Consider the following 16,627-nt stretch of genomic DNA (forward strand, 5'->3'; position numbering starts at 1 on the left):
TCTGTTTCTTTTGTTGCCATTGGCGGGTTTCGAGCCTATTTTGCAGGTGCAGCATTTAAGTTGTGATGTACGAACGTAAGTCTATCGCCGCAACCTTCTAAGGGTCAAAGCGACGAATTGGCTCGCCAACCTTGAGGTGCCAGATGCGATATATGATGACTTACGATCTGATGGATACTTTCCGGAATACAAACCAGTGGGCGGGCGCAAGCGCGCAAGCAATTGCATCCTACCCGATATGGGGCATGTTTCCCAACCCGGCGTTCAATCTGATGGCCGCATGGGGCGAAGTGACCGAGCGCAGCTTCTCGCGCATGGTGACAAAACCTGACTGGGGTCTCGACAGCGTTGTGGGGGCAGACGGCCGTGACCATATCGTGACGGTTGAAAATGACCTTCGGCGTCCGTTTGGTGATCTGATCCACTTTGATGTGCAGGGGCGTGCGCCAAAAAAGCGACGGGTTTTGCTCGTGGCTCCTATGTCGGGCCATTATGCGACGCTTCTGCGCTCGACCGTCCAAAGCCTTCTGCCGGACGCGGATGTCTGGATCACCGATTGGCACAACGCCCGTGATATCCCGGTAAGCGCCGGAAAATTCGATATTGAAGATTATACGCTCTATCTCGCCGAATTCATGGACCATCTTGGCCCCGATCTTCATGTGATCGCTGTGTGCCAGCCGGCGCCACTTGCACTGGCTGCGACGGCGTATCTTGCGGCTCAAAACCCCAAAGCTCAGCCTCGAACACTTACTCTTATCGGTGGCCCCATCGATCCCGATGCGAACCCGTCCGACGTGACCGACTTTGGTCGCCGCGTCACGATGGGTCAGCTTGAGCAAATGATGCTTCAGCGCGTCGGTTTCAAACACGCCGGCGTTGGGCGAATGGTCTATCCGGGGCTCTTGCAGCTTGCGTCTTTCGTATCGATGAACTCCGAAACCCATTCATCGGCGTTTTACGAACAAATCATGCGGGTCTCTAAAGCCGAGGCCGGCGATCATGATAAGCACAATAAATTCTACGACGAGTATCTTGCGGTCATGGACATGACGGCGGAATTTTACATGTCGACGGTCGAGCGAGTCTTTAAGAACCGTGAGATCGCTCAAAACCAATTCGTTGTGGACGGACGCCCGGTCGACATTGGCGCAATCAACAACGTTGCCGTAAAAATCGTCGAAGGCGAAAATGACGATATCTCGGCGCCGGGTCAGTGCCTTGCTGCGCTTGACCTGCTTACGGGTCTGCCGGACTCCAAAAAAGCCGCGCATCTCGAGCCGGGTGCGGGACACTACGGCATCTTCGCGGGCAAAAGCTGGCGCAACAACATCCGCCCTCTGGTTCTCGATTTCATCGACGCGAATTCGCCAGCGACGGCCAAACGCAAAAAGCGCGCTTAATCAGGTCCAGTTAACAGCAGCGCCGCCGGGTAAGGCGGCACGGGCGCGCATGGGGAAATCCATCGCATAGTTTTTTGCGGCGCAAAAAGCGCCGACCCATTCGTCATTCATCAAAATGAAATCCAGAACCGAGGCCAGGAACTCCGCATCCTGCGCCCGCTCTCGAATGTCGTCGAGGCCTGCTCCAGTCGATCCAAGAAAGACGGGCAAAAGCTCGTCGTCTGAGGCAAGCCAGACAAGGGCTTCGATGGCCAGAACTTCGGCGGAGTCTCGCGCGAGGGGTGTCAAAGGGGCTCTCCTGGAAAGACTTTATGAACTCTTCTGAGAAAAGACTGAACGGCAAAGGAACAAATGTAAATATTACTGGGGCAGCACATGGCGAACCACATATTGCGCTTGGGTGGCTCGACGCCGGCACGGATCCTGACGTCGTCGCCGCTGACCGGCATATATGAGGTGCCGGACAGCGGCTCCCTTATCGCACGGGAACCATGTCTCAGCCTAAGACAAGAAATGTCCCACTTGGTTATTCTGCGGCGTGCGGTGGGGCAGCATCGATGATTGATACCACGCGCGGGCAAAAAACTGTGGTCGACCGTTTTCTTGGCCTTGCTGAAGGCGTCACTTATTGCGCCAAAGCAGCGGGGCGTAATCGGATCGAGGTCGCGTTTACTCCCGCCTGAGCCGGCGTAGGTCACGCGCAAGCCGGTCCGCATAAGCCGCGCGCTCATTGGGGTCTAGCCGTGAGAGTTGCTCGACAAGCAATGCTTCTCCGATGTTTTGGCGTCGAAGAGCGATCTCGCGCTGTTCCTGCAGAATTACTTGTACAGCCTTGGGGTCAAAAGGCTCGGTATTCAGAGCGGTCAGCAAGGCTTCGAACCGTGCGCGCAAAGCGCTTCTGTTCTCACGCAAGCGGTCATCGTCTCTGCGAATTTCCTGATAAAGCGCGCGACGATCTTCGGGTTCAAGGGCCCGAACGAAGGGAATTCCGACCACAGATCGTGCCGGACCGTCGAGGCGCTCGCCACGGTCTTTCCCACGATTGTCAATTACGATCCCCGCTACAACACCGATGATCAGCATGTTGCAAATCAATGAGACGGCGAGAAGCGGTTTGACCCAGCGCCGCTTGGGAGTGGGTTTCTCGGTCATCCATCGACCTCCAGATCGCTAAAGCCACTTAGGGCGACGGCAGGGAGAAACGCAGAGACGTCAAAATCGGCGCTGTCTCCGAAAGCCAATCCGTCGGCGAAATCCGAAGATGGGACGTGGAATCCGATCCAGACCCCGGCAAGCGTCGCCGCTGCAAGACCTGACACCGGCACCATTGCGGCGGCTATCCGCGCCCAGAGGCTGATTGTCGTTGTGACCGCCATTGGAGTGGTTTGCTTAGCAATCACCGCATCCGCGTCGGCCTCAAGTCGCGCCATGAAATCGGGCGAAAGTCCCGGTGCATTGTTGCGCGCACCTTCGAACAAAGCCTCCAGCGCCAGATCGTCTTTTGCGTCATTGGTCATCATCATACCCCAGTTCGGCTCGTTTGCCCCGCAATGCCGCCCCGAGCGCGCGTTTTCCGCGCGCTACAAGACTTTCCACCGCTTCGACGCCGATGTCCATGATCTCGGCTATTTCCGGATTGCTCCGTTCTTCAATATGCCTCAGCACGACGGCGTGCCGCTGTCGCTCAGGCAGCGTGGCGAGAGCACCATTTAAGGCGTCGCGACGCGCAGTATCGGTCATTTGTTCCACAACCGATTGCAGGTCGGCTGCGGGTTCTGCAATTGCGTCGATGTCCACCGTCGGCTTCCTGGCCCGAAGTTTGTCGGTACACAGGTTCACCAAAACCCGGAAACACCACGTCGATACCTTGGCCTCGCCTTGCCGCCATTCCGGTGCGACCTTCCACAACCGAACAAGCGTTTCCTGAACCACGTCTTCGGCCTCTGCACGGTCGGACAAAACCCTGGTCGCATGCGATAAAAGGCGCGGCGCCAGCCGTTCTATCAGAACCCGCGCAGCACTTGCATCGCCGTTGGCCACAGCAACCAGAAGCGCCGCATCTGGCGCCGCATCTGGTGATGCTTCTGGATTTGCGTGTTGCATGGTCTGATGACAGGCCTAGCGCCGGATCGCCGTTTGGGCAATCCGGCACTGACTTGGATGTCTCACAGGCGCTCAGCTTCAACCGTCGCGCTTGCCACCTTTACCACCGCGGCGATCTGCCATTTTTTTGCGGAACTCTTCGAACTCTTCGGCGTTGACGCCGCCCGAGCCGTCGGTATCGGCGCGTTCAATCATCCGTTCGGCGCGCGGACCACCACCCTGACGGGCTTCAATCGCGTCGCGGCTTACGGTGCCATCTCCATCAGCGTCGAGGCGTGCGAATATTTGCATCGCGCGCTCCGCGGTCTGGGCCTGCATGTGAGCGATGAACTCGGCTTCTGTGACCTGACCGTCGCCGTTTGTGTCGAGATCGGCAAACCGTTTGGCGCGTGCGGCCTCAAGGTCTTGAGTCTGAATCTCGCCGCTGCCATCTGTATCAAGCGTTGCGAAATCCATCGGACCCGGTCCGCCGTGGCGTTCTTGTGCCTCGGCGACGCCTAACCCGGCGGTGATCGCAAGTGCTGCCAGAGCGAGGCGGAGTGTGTTGTTGTTCATTGGGAGCGTTTCCTTCAGCTTGTAAAATTTGTTTCGTGCTCTTCAAACGGTCGTGCGGCTGGCTTCCGTCGCACTTTTTGCAAAAAAGTTTTTTCAAGGACGCGACATCCCGCCGCAAGGACATTTGGTACCATTTCCTTTTTACCTTGCCGCCTCGATGGTTGCAGTTTGAAGGGCTGGCGGCGCGCTGGCTGGAAGGCATTGCGATGTATCACGATTACAAAATAGTTTTGAAGGACGATGTCCAACCAAACACCGAAGAGCGTGATGTGCGCGGCTCGATGTTACGGGGCTGGCGGCGGACCTGTCCGAATTGTGGGCGTGGTCCATTGATGAAAAGTTATCTGGCAGTGCGTGATAGCTGCCCTGTTTGCGACGAGGACCTGTCTCACCACCGTGCGGACGATGGGCCTGCTTATCTGACTATTTTGATCGTCGGGCATCTGATGGCGCCGGGTTTGATCTGGGCCTTTACCGAATTTCGTCCAGATCCAATGATCCTCGCCTCGACCTTTACAGTAGGATGTGTCGCGCTTTCGCTCTATCTTTTGCCAAGGCTGAAGGGGGCGATTGTCGGTTTACAATGGGCGAAACGCCTGCATGGTTTCGGGGCCTCCAATCGAGGTTGAACCTTTGAGCGACGACCTCCCAATTCGTGCGGCGTCGACGATTATTCTTATACGTGATGTTGCGACACGACCTGCGGTGTTAATGGGGCAGCGGGGAAAAGGCGCTGTTTTCATGCCAAGGAAATATGTGTTTCCCGGCGGAGCGGTGGATGCCGCGGACGCTAATGTGCAGCTTTCCGAGCCGATTGATCCGCGCAGTCGCCAGTTGTTGATGTTGGAGAAAGATGCACCCGAGGTTACGCCCGAAGCTCTTGCGGTGGCGGCGATCCGGGAGTTGGCCGAGGAGACAGGCTTGGTGCTTGAAAGGCCCGGCGCTTTGCGGTTTTTCCTTCGTGCGATCACGCCCCCCGGGCGGCCCCGGCGTTTTGATGCGCGTTTCTTTCTGGCGCCGGTCGAGGCTATTTCCGGCGGCGCAGAGGCCGATTTTCACGATAGCGACGAGTTGTCCCATTTGCATTGGGTGGCGCTGGACGATGTTCACGCGTTGGATTTGGTGAAGGTGACGGCGATGGTGCTTGAGCGTTTGGCCGAGCATTTGCCATCGCTTGAAACACCCAAGCGCGTGCCCTTGGTGAGGAATGACCGGATAGAGGATCGTGTGGTCTGGCTAGGTTGAGCCGATCAGCGTGACGGTGGTGATCGAGATCGTCAACAGGCCCATTCCGAGCAGTTCACGCGGCGATGTTTTTTCGCGAAAGAACAACACGCCCATCGCAAGCGAAAAAATCAACTCGATCTGCCCGACCGCAAAGACATAAGCGGCGTTCTGTAGAGAAAAGGCAGCAAACCAGCACCAGCTTCCGATCAGCGAAAACACTCCAACAAGCGATGATTTTCGCCAACCTTTTAGGGTCTCGCTGATCTGGCCGGGTTCGCGCAGGACCAGCCAAAGCCCAAGGGCGAGGGCTTGCGCCGTGGCGACGAAGGCCAGTGTCAGACCCGCAACAAGGAAGGTGTCGGCGCTGTCGATTGCAAGGACCGCGCCGCGATAACCGATTGCAGAAAGCGCGAAGAAAATACCTGATAACAATCCGATAGCCGCGCTTTTGTTGAGAATTCCGCCACCTTCTGGGGCCTTGGAAAGAAGCATCACTCCGATGAACCCAAGGGCAATGAAGGCAGCGCCAAGCGGGTCAAGAAGGTCCCCGAGGATGACGAAGCCTGCAAGCGCAGTCAGCATCACTTCGGTTTTCTTGAAGGTGATCCCGACCGCAAAAGAACGTCGTTTGAACAAGGTGACAGTGCAGATCGTGGCGAGGATTTGGGTTGCGCCACCGGACAGCGCGTAGGGCCAAAAGCTGGGTTTGACGTTTGGCAGCGTGGCGGGAGTAACGGCGATGTAAGCGGTCATAATCACAATGACGACGGGCGCCGACCACAAGAACCGCGCCCAAGTGGTGGCCGCGGGGCTAAGCGCAACTCCGGCCAGCACCTTTTGGATCGCAAAACGGATTGTTTGCGCGGCCGCGGCGGTGATGGCGAGGATAACCCAAAGCTCCATCCGCGGACCTTGGGTGGAAACGCGTGGTTTGGAAAGGGGTTAGCTGCGTCGCCAGATCGGATGTGGGACTGGGTCTTTGGGCGCCAGAAAATGCTTGGCGAACACTTCGCGATAGGAGCGATAAAAGTAGCCATCGTTTTGACACAGGTAGCGGCCTGGATTCTGGCGGAAAAGGCGCGGCAAGCGATACCACGGGATGCGCGGATGGATGTGGTGCAGGACGTGGTAATTGTTGTTGAGGAACAAAAGCGCAAGCGGGCCCTGGTCGTCGATGATGACGGTGCGGCCCCGTGCTTTTACGTGGGCCTGATGTTCCAGGAAAGTACGGATTTTCAAAAGCGACAGCCCACCGTAGGCGGCAAGACCATAGGCCCAAAACGGAATTGTCGCGACAGTCGAAAGCCAAACAATAACAGCAGTGAGTGCGGGGATATGCCAGGCCCAACCCCTGAGGACGCGGGGATCAGCGGTGCGGTTTTGCCAGTCCGAGCGCAAGAAGCAGGCGGTGCCAAGAAGCGGGCCAATGAGGAGACGCCCGGCCAGCGTGTTGTTGGCGGTGCGGATGGCTTTGGCAAAGCGGGACATTTTATCCCAGTCACCGGGATCGATATAGTTGCTTTCGGGATCGTCGTAGGGGTCGGTTAGTCGGCTGTCTAGGTGGTGGTCCAGATGGGTGTCGCGGAAGCGGGTATATGGCAGGATCAGCGTCAGCGCGGGCGCGACGAGGAGCGCGTTTAAGCGGATGCTTTTGAAGGGGTGGCCATGGATCGCTTCGTGTTGGACTGATGAGAACTGCGCAATGGCGATGGCTGCGACAAGGATCGCAAATGGCAACGACAAGGTGGGCAGCCATATAGTGGCAATGGCCCAGACGAGGTAGGTCACAGCCAACACCAGAAGTGTTGGCCATTCGGTGGCGCCGGGCGTGGCCGATCTGAAAAGTGTTCTAAGTGTCGCGGTCCCCATATGCTGGTTTTCGCACTTGCGGGGTGTATGGGGAATTTCGTATGCAGTTACCATTAATTCACAAATCGTGAATTAAATCACCAACTGTGAGAAAATGGATAAACGCGACCGCGCTAAACTGTTCAAATTGAGGCTTTCTGAAGCGATGGCGGTGAAATCCGCGACCCAGAGCGGTCTGGCGCGGGCCGTTGGGGTAGATCGCTCGACGATCTCTCAACTTTTGACACGCGACACAGCACGAATGCCGAACGCGCAGGTGGTGGCCGAATGTGCGGCCGCTTTGGGTGTGTCCGGCGACTGGTTACTGGGTCTGTCGGACAAACCCGAACGCGCGGCGGATATTCTTGCAGCCTCGATGCAGGTGTCGGAGGCCCCGCGTGCCTTGATCGACGAACAAATTTTTGCGTGGCACCAAGAGGCGGCTGGCTACAAGATGCGTCATGTTCCGGCGGCGTTGCCTGATATGCTGAAGACAAGTGCGCTGCTTCGCTGGGAATATGAACCTCATTTGGGGAAGTCTTCGGATCAGGCGATCGGGGCCAGCCGCGACCGGTTGGAATGGATCCAGCAGTCTTTGTCAGACTACGAAATTGCCATGCCACTTTACGAAATTCAGTCTTTGGCGAGTTCGACAGGGTACTATAAGGGCCTGCCCAAGGACGTGCGTGACGAGCAGATGCGGTATCTTACGCAGCTTCACGCCGAGCTTTACCCGTCTTTGAGAGTCTTTTTATTCGATGCAAGGCGGCTGTGGTCTGCCCCACTGACGGTGTTCGGACCGTTGGTCGCCGTTTTGTATGTGGGTCAGTACTATATGGCGTTTCGCGACCGCGAGCGCGTCAAAGTCCTGACGGAGCAATTCGATGGGTTGGTGCGCGAAGCCACTGTGTCAGAGCGGGACTGGCCCGCCCATCTTCAGGCGCTTTCGGCTTTGGGGGGCTGAACCGAGCGTGGCTTTGGCCCAAATTCCTGCGCGGCAAGCTGCGATAGGACCATGGTTGCGTCGGATTTCGCCTTTGCGTCTGTTTTGGACGACACATCAATCACGTAGCCTCCGTTTTCGCCTTGATCGACGCGAAGCACATGGGCAGGGCGCAGCGCGCAGCCCTGTACAGCGTCCACGTCGAAGTCTTTGGTGACGACGGCAATCGTCGTGTCGCGCGGGGCTTCGCCTTGCGCACGTTGAATAACTTTTCGCATCAGCTCCAGGCGTTCGGGCAGGCAGATCACGACCCAATCCGCACCACACACGGTGCTTGAGATAGTGCTTTCGCGGGTCCAGTCGCGCTTGAGGTCGGGAACCCCTTCCGCAATGGGATCTGGATCAAAGCCGGAGACGGCCCATCCGGTTGCGTGAAACGCACGGGCGATGTCGCCGCCACGTGTGCCAAGCCCAAGAACCGCTACTTTCCGGGTCATGGTGCCTCCTGCATTGTCGTTTGAAGTTGGGATAGATCGTAGCCGTTGAAAGCCAGAATATCGCGCGCCGCTTTTAAGCGGTCGGCGGGAATGACGGGTTCTCGATTGAGGATCCAACCGGCGCGGCCTGACGGTGTGCCGACGACAGCGGTGCGATAGTCAGTGTCGACCCAAAGCACCCAGTAGTCGGCCGCAAACGGCACGCCATCGAGACGGATCTTAAGGCGTCCGGGGCCGTCAACGCGGGCGGTGCCGGCAATCTGGTCCGCACCATCGTCCGTGTCACAAATGTTCACGACATCAAACGTGCCGTTCTCTGCTGCAGTATAAGTGGCGGTTGTGTTGCGACAGCCTGCTTGGAACGGCACGGGGAAGCTGGCGACTTCGTACCAAGTCCCGGCGTATCGGGCGGCATCAAATGTGGCTATGGACGATATTGGCACGCCGGTATCGCGGTATTCTGGGAAGGCGACGCAGGCAGACAGGGCCAGTGGGATAAGGGCAAGCCAGCGCATCAGTTAATACACTGCGTTGCTATCTGACCGCCATCGGTCAGGATTTGGTGGCAGCCAAGGAAGGGCGTGGTGGGCGCGCAGGTGCGCGAGCGGGCAAGGCAGATGCTTTCGCAGTCGGAGGCTTCGCGACACTGCTGATTGGCGTCGTTTGTGGGGCGGTAACAGGTGAAAAGAACGCCACCTGCGCGCGCGCCCCAGCGTCCGCCGGAGTTTTCGCATTCGGTGCGGGGGCCTTCAAGGATATCGGGAACGCCGCCGGTTTCGGCAGATGCGCGCGGGCCGTCTTCCTGACACGCGGAAAGCGTCAGGGCGAGACAGATCGTTAAAAGACCGCGACTTAGCGCTGACATTCGTCCTCCCAAATATCCCTGCGTTCGTGTCGGACACTAGGGGTGCGTTTGGGAGCGGGCAACTGTGACGGTGCTTAGTAAGGCATCGGGTGGGCGCGGTGTGCTTTGGATACCTCAGCCAAAAGCTCTTCCGGCAATTCGACCGACGGTGCCTTGAGGATATGGGCCAGTTGCTCGGTCGTCGTGGCCCCAAAAATCGGGATCGTCGGGAAGGGCCGCGTGCGGGTCCATTGCAGCGCCATATGGGTGAAGTCGATGCCGAATTTGTCGGCGATTGCGGCGTAGACTTCGACGGCTTCGGCCACACGAGGACTATTGCGCCCCCCCATGCCGTTGCTGATCGACATGCGCGATCCTTTGGTGATGCTTTCGTGCCGGTACTTGCCGGTGAGGAAACCACAAGCAAGCGGCGAAAAGGCAAGAAGTGTGACGTCTTCGTGGTGGCTCAGTTCGCCCATGTCTGTGTCGTAGATACGGCAGAGAAGCGAGTATTCGTTCTGCATTGTCGCGACACGTGGGCCGCCGGCTTTCTCGGCTGCGTTCAACCAGTTCATTGTGCCCCACGCGCTGTCGTTTGACAGGCCAAAGGCGCGGATTTTACCTTCGTCGGCGAGGGCTTTCAGGACGTCCATGACTTCGGCCATGTTGTCGAGGATCGCGCTTTGGTGGGGCTGTTGGTCGGGCGCGAAGTCCCAGCACTGGCGAAAGTGGTAGGAGCCGCGGTTTGGCCAGTGGAACTGATAGAGGTCGACGTAGTCCGTTTGCAGGCGCTTGAGCGAGCCTTCGAGGGTTTCGCGCACGGTTGCCGCGGAGATGTCCTGTCCGGGTCGCACGAAAGCGCCGTTGGGGCCGGAGTGTTTGGTGGCGATGACAACCTGATCGCGCTTGCCGGATCTGGCGTTCCAGTTGCCGATTATTGTCTCGGTGGTGCCGACGGTTTCGGCCAGAACAGGGTTTACCGGGTACATTTCAGCGGTGTCGAGAAAGTCGATGCCCGCATCAAGCGCCATATCTATCTGGGTGTGGCTGTCGGCTTGGTTTGTTTGCGTGCCGAAGGTCATGGTGCCGAGGCAATAATCACTGACCTCGATGCCGGTGCGGCCAAGTTGGATACGGTTCATGGGGGAAATCTCCTTTGCGTATCGAGAAGGGATAGCGCCTCGCGTGGGATTGGCAAGTCGATCGGCGGGATTGAGAACAAAAAGCGAACATGCTAGAAGTGATTCATGTCTGCTGCCGCTGTTTCTCATCTTCTGACCCGTCAGACTCACCGCCGATCCAAGGCGCCTGCCGTGGCGTTTCTGGAGGGGCTCTCGCTTGAGCGGGGCCGGGCGCATGAGATTTGTGGCGCGGCGCGGCGGACGATGGCGTTTGCGGTGGCGCAGGCGATGGTGGGCAATGTGCTTTGGATCAGGCCATCTTGGACGCCTGGACGGCTTAATCCGGACGGCTTTATGCGGTTTGTCGATCCGGGACGGATTATCCGGGTGACGCCGAAGCGGCCCGAAGATTTGCTGTGGTGTACCGAAGAAGCTTTGCGGGCGGGGATTATTCCTTTGGTTGTCGCGGACTTGCCGGGGCCGCCCGGATTGACGGCGGTGCGGCGGTTGCATTTGGCGGCCGAGACGGGGGGCGAGATGTCGGGGGTGGCACCTTTGGGGCTGCTTTTGACGCCTGATAAAGGGGGCGCGCCGGGGGTGGAGACCCGGTGGTCGATGCGGCCTGCACACAGCAATACCAAGAAAGAGGCTTGGGTTTTGGACCGGGTGCGGGCGCGCACAGAACCGGAGAAGCGGTTTTATCTTAAGGGTTTAAGGACGGGATTGGCGCTTGGCGAGGCGCCTTAACGGCGCTTTGGCCAGAACAAAGCAAGCGTTGTGGTGGCGAAAAGCGCCGTGGCGATCCAGCCGAAATACCAAAGCTGACCGGCCTGCAGGTCTTCGGCGTAAGAAGCTGCGAAACGGGTTTTTCCCATGTGGGCCATGGCGAAGGCCATGCTGGTCAGGACAAGTGCCGCGAAGGCCGAGGCCCAGCGAAAGCGCGTGGCATAGCGTAGGATCAGGGCGAGAACTGCGCCTGCGGGCGCGCCGATCAAAGCGATTTTGATCGCCCAGAACGGATGCGCGCCAAGCGTCTGCGAGAGGCCTAAGGCGGCCGCAAGGACCACGGTGATCGCCGCCAGGGCGAATGGAAATAGTTTTTTAATCAATGATTTAGCCCGCAATTTTTTGCGATTTATTGGTCTGCTCACAGACACGATAGGCACGACTGCCGATTCGGTGAAAGCCTCAGATCATCGCCCAATCGTGATATGTGACATCCTTGCCGGGCGCTTGCGTTTCCTTGGGCGGTTTTGGGGCTGGTGTTTGGTCTGACATTGTAACGCTCCTTTCCTAACAGGAGATGTGGAGCGCGAACGTGTACCGGGACAGGGGCGAACATCGCAATGTGATGCGCGGTGAACGGGCGCGGGAGGGCGCGCGCCCGTCCGATTAAGGCTAGTCCGCGTTGCGGTTCTTTGCGCCAATTCCGCCATGCATTGTCTCAAGCTCGTTGGCCTGCCCGCGAGTGCCGTCTGCGTTCGGATTGTCTCCCCCTTTGCCGGGGACATTGGTGATGCCGTGGATATTGCCCCCGTTTTCGTTCGCCCCGTTCGGATTGGCATTTGTGCCATCACCGTGACCCACTTTTGAGTGAATATTCGGATGGATGGTGTCGGCCGGAGTCGCCCTATTTTGTGGGGCTGCGAGTGCCATCGAGCAGGTTGCGACGGTGGCAAGAAGCGTGCGTGTAAGTGTATTTTTCATCTTGTGTTCCCTTGGTGTGATGGGCGCGCGCTTTGTCTTTGTGCGACCCTGACGGGGAAACCACGGCAACGTGTAGGCTGGAAAGGTGACGCGCGCGCGGGGCGCAAATATGGTTGAATGTCGCCTGAATGGGGCGGTTTGATCAGCGTGGAATGGCTGTCTGGTAAGCGGCTTTTCCCTTGGGCGGCGGGGGCTTGCCGAAACGCGCGAGCGTTTGCGCCAATCTCCGAAACAAAGACATGATCGCGATGCCGATCCAGAGGACATCGATCAATACTGCGCCTGCGTTTGGGCGGTGTCAGGGCGAGATTAAGATCAGACCGGCGCCAACAAGGTTCAACGCCTGAAACGACGGTTGATCTGCGGCCAGCCTTTTTCTTGTTACTGCAAGGTAAGGCCCTGCAATAAAGAGAGAGCCGACGATCCCAATGGCGTCATATGTGGCAATGCCTTCAAGCATAGACCCGTGTCTTAAACGCGAATTTCGGCCTGCGAATGCCATGTCGGTGCAACGTCGGTGCAGGCTTTCGCCTTGTTTTCGGCCTGGTATTCCCGGCAGGAGAAGCTTGTCCGTCCCGAAATCCCGAAAATTTTTGAGTAAAGCCATGACTTTTCCTATGCCCTGGATGCCAAAAATGGCCGGACCCAGAACCCACCGCATGGCAGATGCGCGGTTTCATCAACTTCTTTATTTCATCTCGTGCGAGGGGGATGATTTTCTCGAGGAAGCCAAGCGTGCGGTGTCCGATGCCTGGCTGACGCTGGAGATGGATGTCGAGACGGACACCGCGAAGCAAAAGATATCGCTCTATCTCGATCAGTCCTTGGTCAAGATGTAACGTGCGATGGGGCGCGGCTATCAGGGCCGGATCAGTCGCATCCTTGAGACATGTATGCAGAGAAAGATCGCCGATAAAACCGAGATGTATCGGGTTCTGCTTTCGCAGCTTAAGTCGGAAGGGGAGGCGCGGTTGACGGCGGACATACCTGAAAGCGTGATCGCGGGCGGCAAGACACTCGCCGAGAACTTGGCTTACAACGAGGGGCTGCTGGATGGTCTGGCGGTTTTGAAGCGCAAGAGCGCGGACGATACCTGACCGCAAGGACGCCCGCAATTATACCTAAAGCAGTGAAGCTAGCGGTGTTTTCGCGGCTATCACGGCCTGCGGACAGCTTGTAGCTGACCGTTTGGTCATCAGTAAGACCAGAGCGTTCGACCGCGCTTAGCGAGCAAATATGTCGTTGCCACTTTCGTCGGGTGCGATGACGCCGTAGCTTTTTGTGGTGTTAACCCCTTTCACGGTGCCCGTCGCCATACGTGAGGCCTCCGTCTCCAGAGGCCGCCCGGGTGATGCGGCGGCTTTGGCTAGGGTTTTCAGGGTCGAACCTCTGGCTGGTATCGGAGACAGCGGGTTGAATTGAGAACAGCGCATTAAAGTCTCCTGATTCTGACTTTCTAATCGAGAAATTTTGGATTTAGGACCTTTGGATCCCGCCCGTATCGGCAAGCTTTTGCCTCTGCCATTGGCGGGGTACTCGCGTTTTGCACAGGCTTTTGTCAACGATTGCAGGATGACATGTGCCGTGCCAGAAAGACGCTGACAGATCAAAGGAGTGGTACATGTTGGGCATCGGCGTTTTGATGGGGGTTGCGGGCACGGTCGCGATGGATATTTGGGCGCTTGCCCTGGAGCGTTTCGCAGGTGTCGCGCGGCCGAACTGGGGAGCGGTCGGGCGCTGGGTTGTCGAGGTGTCGCGCGGGCGCATATTCCATGCATCCATCGGTGATGTGGCCGAGGTTTCAGGTGAAGCGCGGATCGGCTGGGTGTTTCACTATCTGGTGGGTGCGATTTACGGGCTGGTGTTTGTGTGGATCGCGGGGCCTGCGTGGCTGAACGCGCCGACGTTCATGGCGGTCTGGGTGTTTTCGATTTTGACGATTGGGTTTGGGTGGTTTTTGCTGCAACCGGGCCTTGGGCTTGGCTGGGCGGCGTCAAAGACAGACAATCCCTGGCGCGCACGCGGGCTTGGTCTGCTAGCGCATACGGTGTTCGGTCTGGGAATGTGGGGGATGTCTTTGGTGGTGTGAGGGACGGCTGCGAACACCCATCCCAATCTTTTAGGCGTCGCTTATGCGAGCGAGAGGTTGATCGCCGACTCGCGGCCATCACGGCCAGCTTCGATGTCGTACGTTACTTTCTGGTCGTCAGCCAGGCCGGTGAGGCCCGAACGCTCGACTGCAGAAATGTGAACGAAAACGTCCTTGCCACCTGTTTCAGGTGCGATAAAGCCGAAGCCTTTAGTAGAATTAAACCATTTCACGGTGCCATTAGCCATCGTGTGTCTCCTAATAGTATGCGCCACCCACGAGATTGCGGTGACCCGGCTTAGTTGGTCTGGATCGAAAGACTGAAAGCCGTATTAGGGAAGACAGTGGTCGAAATAGAATAACGTTCGCGAAGAGCCTCATAAGGGGTGTTTGCGAGAAAAGCAAGAGAATTCGGTTGTGAAGCGTCTGTGAGCGCAGGGGTGCCACGATGAAAGGCGCGCACCGAAGTGCGCGCCTTTTGCTTTGGGGCGAGGAGGTTAGACTTACTTAGTATCGTCGACCATCAGGCGGACTGTGCCTCCTGAGATGATCTTCACCGCGACCACGTCGCAGGGAGAGAAGTTGTCGCCATTCAGTGCGATCGCCATCGAGTAGTTGCCGCGAACAGCGCGCTGGAAGTCCGACAGATCGACCGAGATCGTGTCGAGGTAGTTGTCCAATGCCGCGCCGTTGCCGCCAAGGCCCGACAGGCTCACGACTTCAACGAACGGGTTGTCCTGGATGCTGCTGACACTTGAAGCCCATGTGGAGGCTTTGGTAGTTTTGCCGACTGCGGCGCTGGCGAGTTCGTTGAGCTGGTGGCCGTGTTAAACAAGTGGGGCGCGCGAGCGGCGTGGCGCAATGACGCAGACGGTGCGAGGGCGCACAAGGGGGTGTGCCACGTTGTTTCACAGATCGGTCACGGGGTGGTTAGCGCGTGTGCGAAAGTTATGACAATGGGTTTTAGGGACGTGCAGAAGATGGTTAGAACACACCCATCCTACCCATGCTCTTTATGAAGCCATTGCTGAACTGCACGCACGGCTTTGCGACGACCCGCAGGCGCATTCACGGCCAGATAGTATCCGCCATGTCGAATTTCGATGTCCGCAAGGCGCACCAATGCGCCTGTTTGCACCTCAGTTTCGCAGAGGTGTTTGTCCATCAACACCGCGCCTAGTCCGGCAACAGCAGATTGGATTGCCAGTAGAGCGTTCAGAGGGTGCGGCAAGTTGAGTTCCGGAGGCTCCGCCAACCCCGCCTTGCGAAACCATTCCGGCCAAATCCGAAATGTTGCTTCTTGGATTAGCGGGCCGGACGCCAATGCTTGGAGATCAACATTTCCATTTTCTGTCCTTGCGAACTCGGGGGCGGCATATGCGCCGATCATACACGGAAAAATTTGTTCGTAGCCTTCTGACGGGTCTGAGCGAAGATATCGCAGCCCAAGATCGAAGTCATGCGCTTGGATATCCATCACCTCTGTAGATATAGAAAGGCGCAGGTCGATTGCGGGGTGTTTGACCCTAAGTTCTCCAAGGCGCGGTACCAACCATTTCTGTGCCACCGTATTTTCGGTGGTCATCGTAACAACTCCTGCTGCGGGAACCGACAAGGCTTCGGTCGCAAGTAAGATTTGGTTGAAAGCTGGCGTGATTTGCGCCAGATAGGTCTTCCCCTGCTCGGTAAGCACAACGCCTGTGTTTCGAGTCCGGAAAAGATGAACGTTCAGCCGTTTTTCGAGACCGCGCACGTGGCGGGAGACGGCCGAATGCGAAACGTTTAGTTCCTCCGCGGCACGGGTGAAGCTGCCGAGCCGGCCGGCGGCCTCAAATGCACGCAATGGGTTAAGAGGCGGGAGGTTCCCTCGCATGTGTCCTTTGTGACTTTTTGGAACATCGGATGTCAAGAAATGGCGTTTGAGTGACCGGACGGATCCGTGCACCTTCTTGGGCAGGAACACTGCTGGAGAAAGTCATGAACTATACCAAAAAAGCAGAATTCGGCGCCTTTCGTAGCATCTATTTGCCGAAAGGTGCTTTGCCCAAACCTGTTGCGAGTAAGCTGGCAGATCTTTTCAGGCGTATGACCTACGCGCAGTTCGATCTGACCTTACTGAATGAACATCAGCGGCGTGATGCGGCGATTGATCAATGCGAATTGGAGTGGATCAAGGCGCTTCGCAGGCCGTTGATAAGGTGACAGGGCCTCTTGTGTTCGAGAACTTACGCAAGCCGGCTCAGAGCAAGGCCCCTGGACCTTACTTTGAGCGCGTCGAACCCAAGCGGGA

28 protein-coding genes and 1 pseudogene are annotated in these 16,627 nt (G+C 57.6%); 11 read left to right on the forward strand and 18 right to left on the reverse strand.

All coding sequences use genetic code 11. The annotated features are described in order from the left end of the window. Positions 1–143 precede the first annotated feature (143 nt). Positions 144–1,403, forward strand: coding sequence for a polyhydroxyalkanoate depolymerase (gene phaZ / locus Q1B15_RS07680; protein WP_299752510.1), 1,260 nt, complete (start codon positions 144–146; stop codon positions 1,401–1,403). Here the strand turns inward: phaZ and Q1B15_RS07685 are convergent, their stop codons facing one another. Then, the gene (locus Q1B15_RS07685; protein ID WP_299752513.1) at positions 1,404–1,691 is read right to left on the reverse strand and encodes a DUF3572 domain-containing protein; all 288 of its coding nucleotides are present in this window, start codon (positions 1,689–1,691) and stop codon (positions 1,404–1,406) included. A 23-nt stretch (positions 1,692–1,714) separates the two neighbouring features. On the opposite strand from Q1B15_RS07685, the gene Q1B15_RS07690 reads away from it, so the two are divergent. Beyond that, a complete protein-coding gene (locus Q1B15_RS07690; protein WP_299752516.1) occupies positions 1,715–1,858 on the forward strand; it encodes a hypothetical protein in 144 nt (47 codons plus the stop codon). Between the two features lie 102 nt (positions 1,859–1,960). Continuing rightward, positions 1,961–2,086, forward strand: a complete 126-nt coding sequence (locus Q1B15_RS07695) for a hypothetical protein (protein ID WP_299752519.1) — start codon at positions 1,961–1,963, stop codon at positions 2,084–2,086. On the opposite strand, the gene Q1B15_RS07700 is transcribed toward Q1B15_RS07695, so the two are convergent. The 4 genes from Q1B15_RS07700 to Q1B15_RS07715 all read right to left on the reverse strand — a co-directional run bounded on the left by Q1B15_RS07700 (position 2,073) and on the right by Q1B15_RS07715 (position 4,061). Next, positions 2,073–2,555, reverse strand: a complete 483-nt coding sequence (locus Q1B15_RS07700) for a periplasmic heavy metal sensor (RefSeq protein ID WP_299752522.1) — start codon at positions 2,553–2,555, stop codon at positions 2,073–2,075. The two genes, Q1B15_RS07695 and Q1B15_RS07700, sit on opposite strands and share 14 nt — an antisense overlap. Continuing rightward, entirely contained in the window at positions 2,552–2,920 is a 369-nt protein-coding gene (locus Q1B15_RS07705) for a hypothetical protein (RefSeq protein WP_299752525.1), read from the reverse strand. The genes Q1B15_RS07700 and Q1B15_RS07705 overlap by 4 nt, the downstream gene beginning before the upstream one ends. Then, on the reverse strand, positions 2,910–3,506 hold the full coding sequence (locus Q1B15_RS07710; RefSeq protein WP_299752528.1) for an RNA polymerase sigma factor: 597 nt from the start codon (positions 3,504–3,506) through the stop codon (positions 2,910–2,912). Before Q1B15_RS07710 ends, Q1B15_RS07705 begins: the two co-directional genes overlap by 11 nt. Positions 3,507–3,584: 78 nt before the next feature. Beyond that, positions 3,585–4,061 carry an EF-hand domain-containing protein gene (locus Q1B15_RS07715; RefSeq protein WP_299752531.1) on the reverse strand — a complete coding sequence of 159 codons (477 nt, stop codon included), beginning with the start codon at positions 4,059–4,061 and terminating at the stop codon, positions 3,585–3,587. 206 nt (positions 4,062–4,267) lie between these two features. Between Q1B15_RS07715 and Q1B15_RS07720 the strand changes: the two genes are divergently transcribed. Then, on the forward strand, positions 4,268–4,690 hold the full coding sequence (locus Q1B15_RS07720) for a DUF983 domain-containing protein (protein ID WP_299752619.1): 423 nt from the start codon (positions 4,268–4,270) through the stop codon (positions 4,688–4,690). A 4-nt stretch (positions 4,691–4,694) separates the two neighbouring features. Continuing rightward, entirely contained in the window at positions 4,695–5,306 is a 612-nt protein-coding gene (locus tag Q1B15_RS07725) for an NUDIX hydrolase (RefSeq protein WP_299752534.1), read from the forward strand. Here the strand turns inward: Q1B15_RS07725 and Q1B15_RS07730 are convergent. After that, positions 5,298–6,191, reverse strand: coding sequence for a DMT family transporter (locus Q1B15_RS07730; RefSeq protein ID WP_299752537.1), 894 nt, complete (start codon positions 6,189–6,191; stop codon positions 5,298–5,300). The two genes, Q1B15_RS07725 and Q1B15_RS07730, sit on opposite strands and share 9 nt — an antisense overlap. 39 nt (positions 6,192–6,230) lie before the next feature. Beyond that, positions 6,231–7,211, reverse strand: a complete 981-nt coding sequence (locus Q1B15_RS07735) for a fatty acid desaturase (RefSeq protein WP_299752540.1) — start codon at positions 7,209–7,211, stop codon at positions 6,231–6,233. A 40-nt stretch (positions 7,212–7,251) separates the two neighbouring features. On the opposite strand from Q1B15_RS07735, the gene Q1B15_RS07740 reads away from it, so the two are divergent. After that, positions 7,252–8,100, forward strand: coding sequence for a helix-turn-helix transcriptional regulator (locus Q1B15_RS07740; RefSeq protein WP_299752543.1), 849 nt, complete (start codon positions 7,252–7,254; stop codon positions 8,098–8,100). Here Q1B15_RS07740 and Q1B15_RS07745 read toward each other — a convergent pair. From Q1B15_RS07745 to Q1B15_RS07760, 4 genes are all read right to left on the reverse strand, one after another. Continuing rightward, on the reverse strand, positions 8,073–8,576 hold the full coding sequence (locus Q1B15_RS07745) for a hypothetical protein (RefSeq protein WP_299752546.1): 504 nt from the start codon (positions 8,574–8,576) through the stop codon (positions 8,073–8,075). The genes Q1B15_RS07740 and Q1B15_RS07745 overlap by 28 nt on opposite strands. Further along, positions 8,573–9,091 (reverse strand): lipocalin family protein, encoded by a 519-nt coding sequence (locus Q1B15_RS07750; protein ID WP_299752549.1) that lies wholly within the window; start codon positions 9,089–9,091, stop codon positions 8,573–8,575. Before Q1B15_RS07750 ends, Q1B15_RS07745 begins: the two co-directional genes overlap by 4 nt. Continuing rightward, on the reverse strand, positions 9,091–9,441 hold the full coding sequence (locus Q1B15_RS07755; RefSeq protein ID WP_299752552.1) for a hypothetical protein: 351 nt from the start codon (positions 9,439–9,441) through the stop codon (positions 9,091–9,093). The genes Q1B15_RS07750 and Q1B15_RS07755 overlap by 1 nt, the downstream gene beginning before the upstream one ends. Positions 9,442–9,515: 74 nt before the next feature. Beyond that, on the reverse strand, positions 9,516–10,562 hold the full coding sequence (locus tag Q1B15_RS07760) for an aldo/keto reductase (RefSeq protein WP_299752555.1): 1,047 nt from the start codon (positions 10,560–10,562) through the stop codon (positions 9,516–9,518). Positions 10,563–10,667: 105 nt separating this feature from the next. Between Q1B15_RS07760 and Q1B15_RS07765 the strand changes: the two genes are divergently transcribed. Further along, positions 10,668–11,288: a hypothetical protein gene (locus Q1B15_RS07765; RefSeq protein ID WP_299752558.1), complete on the forward strand. Its 621-nt coding sequence runs from the start codon at positions 10,668–10,670 to the stop codon at positions 11,286–11,288. Here the strand turns inward: Q1B15_RS07765 and Q1B15_RS07770 are convergent. The 3 genes from Q1B15_RS07770 to Q1B15_RS07780 form a co-directional block, all read right to left on the reverse strand. Next, positions 11,285–11,650 carry a hypothetical protein gene (locus Q1B15_RS07770; RefSeq protein WP_299752561.1) on the reverse strand — a complete coding sequence of 122 codons (366 nt, stop codon included), beginning with the start codon at positions 11,648–11,650 and terminating at the stop codon, positions 11,285–11,287. The two genes, Q1B15_RS07765 and Q1B15_RS07770, sit on opposite strands and share 4 nt — an antisense overlap. A 289-nt stretch (positions 11,651–11,939) precedes the next feature. After that, positions 11,940–12,248, reverse strand: coding sequence for a hypothetical protein (locus Q1B15_RS07775; protein ID WP_299752564.1), 309 nt, complete (start codon positions 12,246–12,248; stop codon positions 11,940–11,942). A gap of 298 nt (positions 12,249–12,546) precedes the next feature. Then, the gene (locus Q1B15_RS07780; RefSeq protein WP_299752566.1) at positions 12,547–12,855 is read right to left on the reverse strand and encodes a hypothetical protein; all 309 of its coding nucleotides are present in this window, start codon (positions 12,853–12,855) and stop codon (positions 12,547–12,549) included. Between the two features lie 28 nt (positions 12,856–12,883). Between Q1B15_RS07780 and Q1B15_RS07785 the strand changes: the two genes are divergently transcribed. Then, positions 12,884–13,087 carry a hypothetical protein gene (locus tag Q1B15_RS07785; protein ID WP_299752569.1) on the forward strand — a complete coding sequence of 68 codons (204 nt, stop codon included), beginning with the start codon at positions 12,884–12,886 and terminating at the stop codon, positions 13,085–13,087. A 54-nt stretch (positions 13,088–13,141) separates the two neighbouring features. Beyond that, complete coding sequence (locus Q1B15_RS07790) at positions 13,142–13,345, forward strand: hypothetical protein (protein WP_299752625.1); 204 nt, start codon at positions 13,142–13,144, stop codon at positions 13,343–13,345. A gap of 46 nt (positions 13,346–13,391) precedes the next feature. Here Q1B15_RS07790 and Q1B15_RS07795 read toward each other — a convergent pair. After that, positions 13,392–13,564 (reverse strand): annotated as a pseudogene (locus Q1B15_RS07795) (cold shock domain-containing protein); the annotation flags it as partial. A gap of 305 nt (positions 13,565–13,869) precedes the next feature. Between Q1B15_RS07795 and Q1B15_RS07800 the strand changes: the two are divergent. Then, positions 13,870–14,337 carry a DUF2938 domain-containing protein gene (locus Q1B15_RS07800; protein WP_299752572.1) on the forward strand — a complete coding sequence of 156 codons (468 nt, stop codon included), beginning with the start codon at positions 13,870–13,872 and terminating at the stop codon, positions 14,335–14,337. Between the two features lie 41 nt (positions 14,338–14,378). Here the strand turns inward: Q1B15_RS07800 and Q1B15_RS07805 are convergent, their stop codons facing one another. From Q1B15_RS07805 to Q1B15_RS07815, 3 genes are all read right to left on the reverse strand, one after another. Beyond that, positions 14,379–14,585: a cold-shock protein gene (locus tag Q1B15_RS07805; protein WP_299752575.1), complete on the reverse strand. Its 207-nt coding sequence runs from the start codon at positions 14,583–14,585 to the stop codon at positions 14,379–14,381. 255 nt (positions 14,586–14,840) lie between these two features. Then, positions 14,841–15,053, reverse strand: coding sequence for a hypothetical protein (locus Q1B15_RS07810; RefSeq protein ID WP_299752578.1), 213 nt, complete (start codon positions 15,051–15,053; stop codon positions 14,841–14,843). Positions 15,054–15,337: 284 nt separating this feature from the next. Continuing rightward, positions 15,338–16,210, reverse strand: coding sequence for a LysR substrate-binding domain-containing protein (locus tag Q1B15_RS07815; protein WP_299752581.1), 873 nt, complete (start codon positions 16,208–16,210; stop codon positions 15,338–15,340). A 50-nt stretch (positions 16,211–16,260) separates the two neighbouring features. On the opposite strand from Q1B15_RS07815, the gene Q1B15_RS07820 reads away from it, so the two are divergent. Beyond that, positions 16,261–16,539: a hypothetical protein gene (locus Q1B15_RS07820; RefSeq protein WP_299752584.1), complete on the forward strand. Its 279-nt coding sequence runs from the start codon at positions 16,261–16,263 to the stop codon at positions 16,537–16,539. The last annotated feature ends 88 nt before the right edge of the window (positions 16,540–16,627 follow it).

The organism is uncultured Boseongicola sp. (genome assembly GCF_937988555.1).
Lineage (GTDB): Bacteria > Pseudomonadota > Alphaproteobacteria > Rhodobacterales > Rhodobacteraceae > Boseongicola.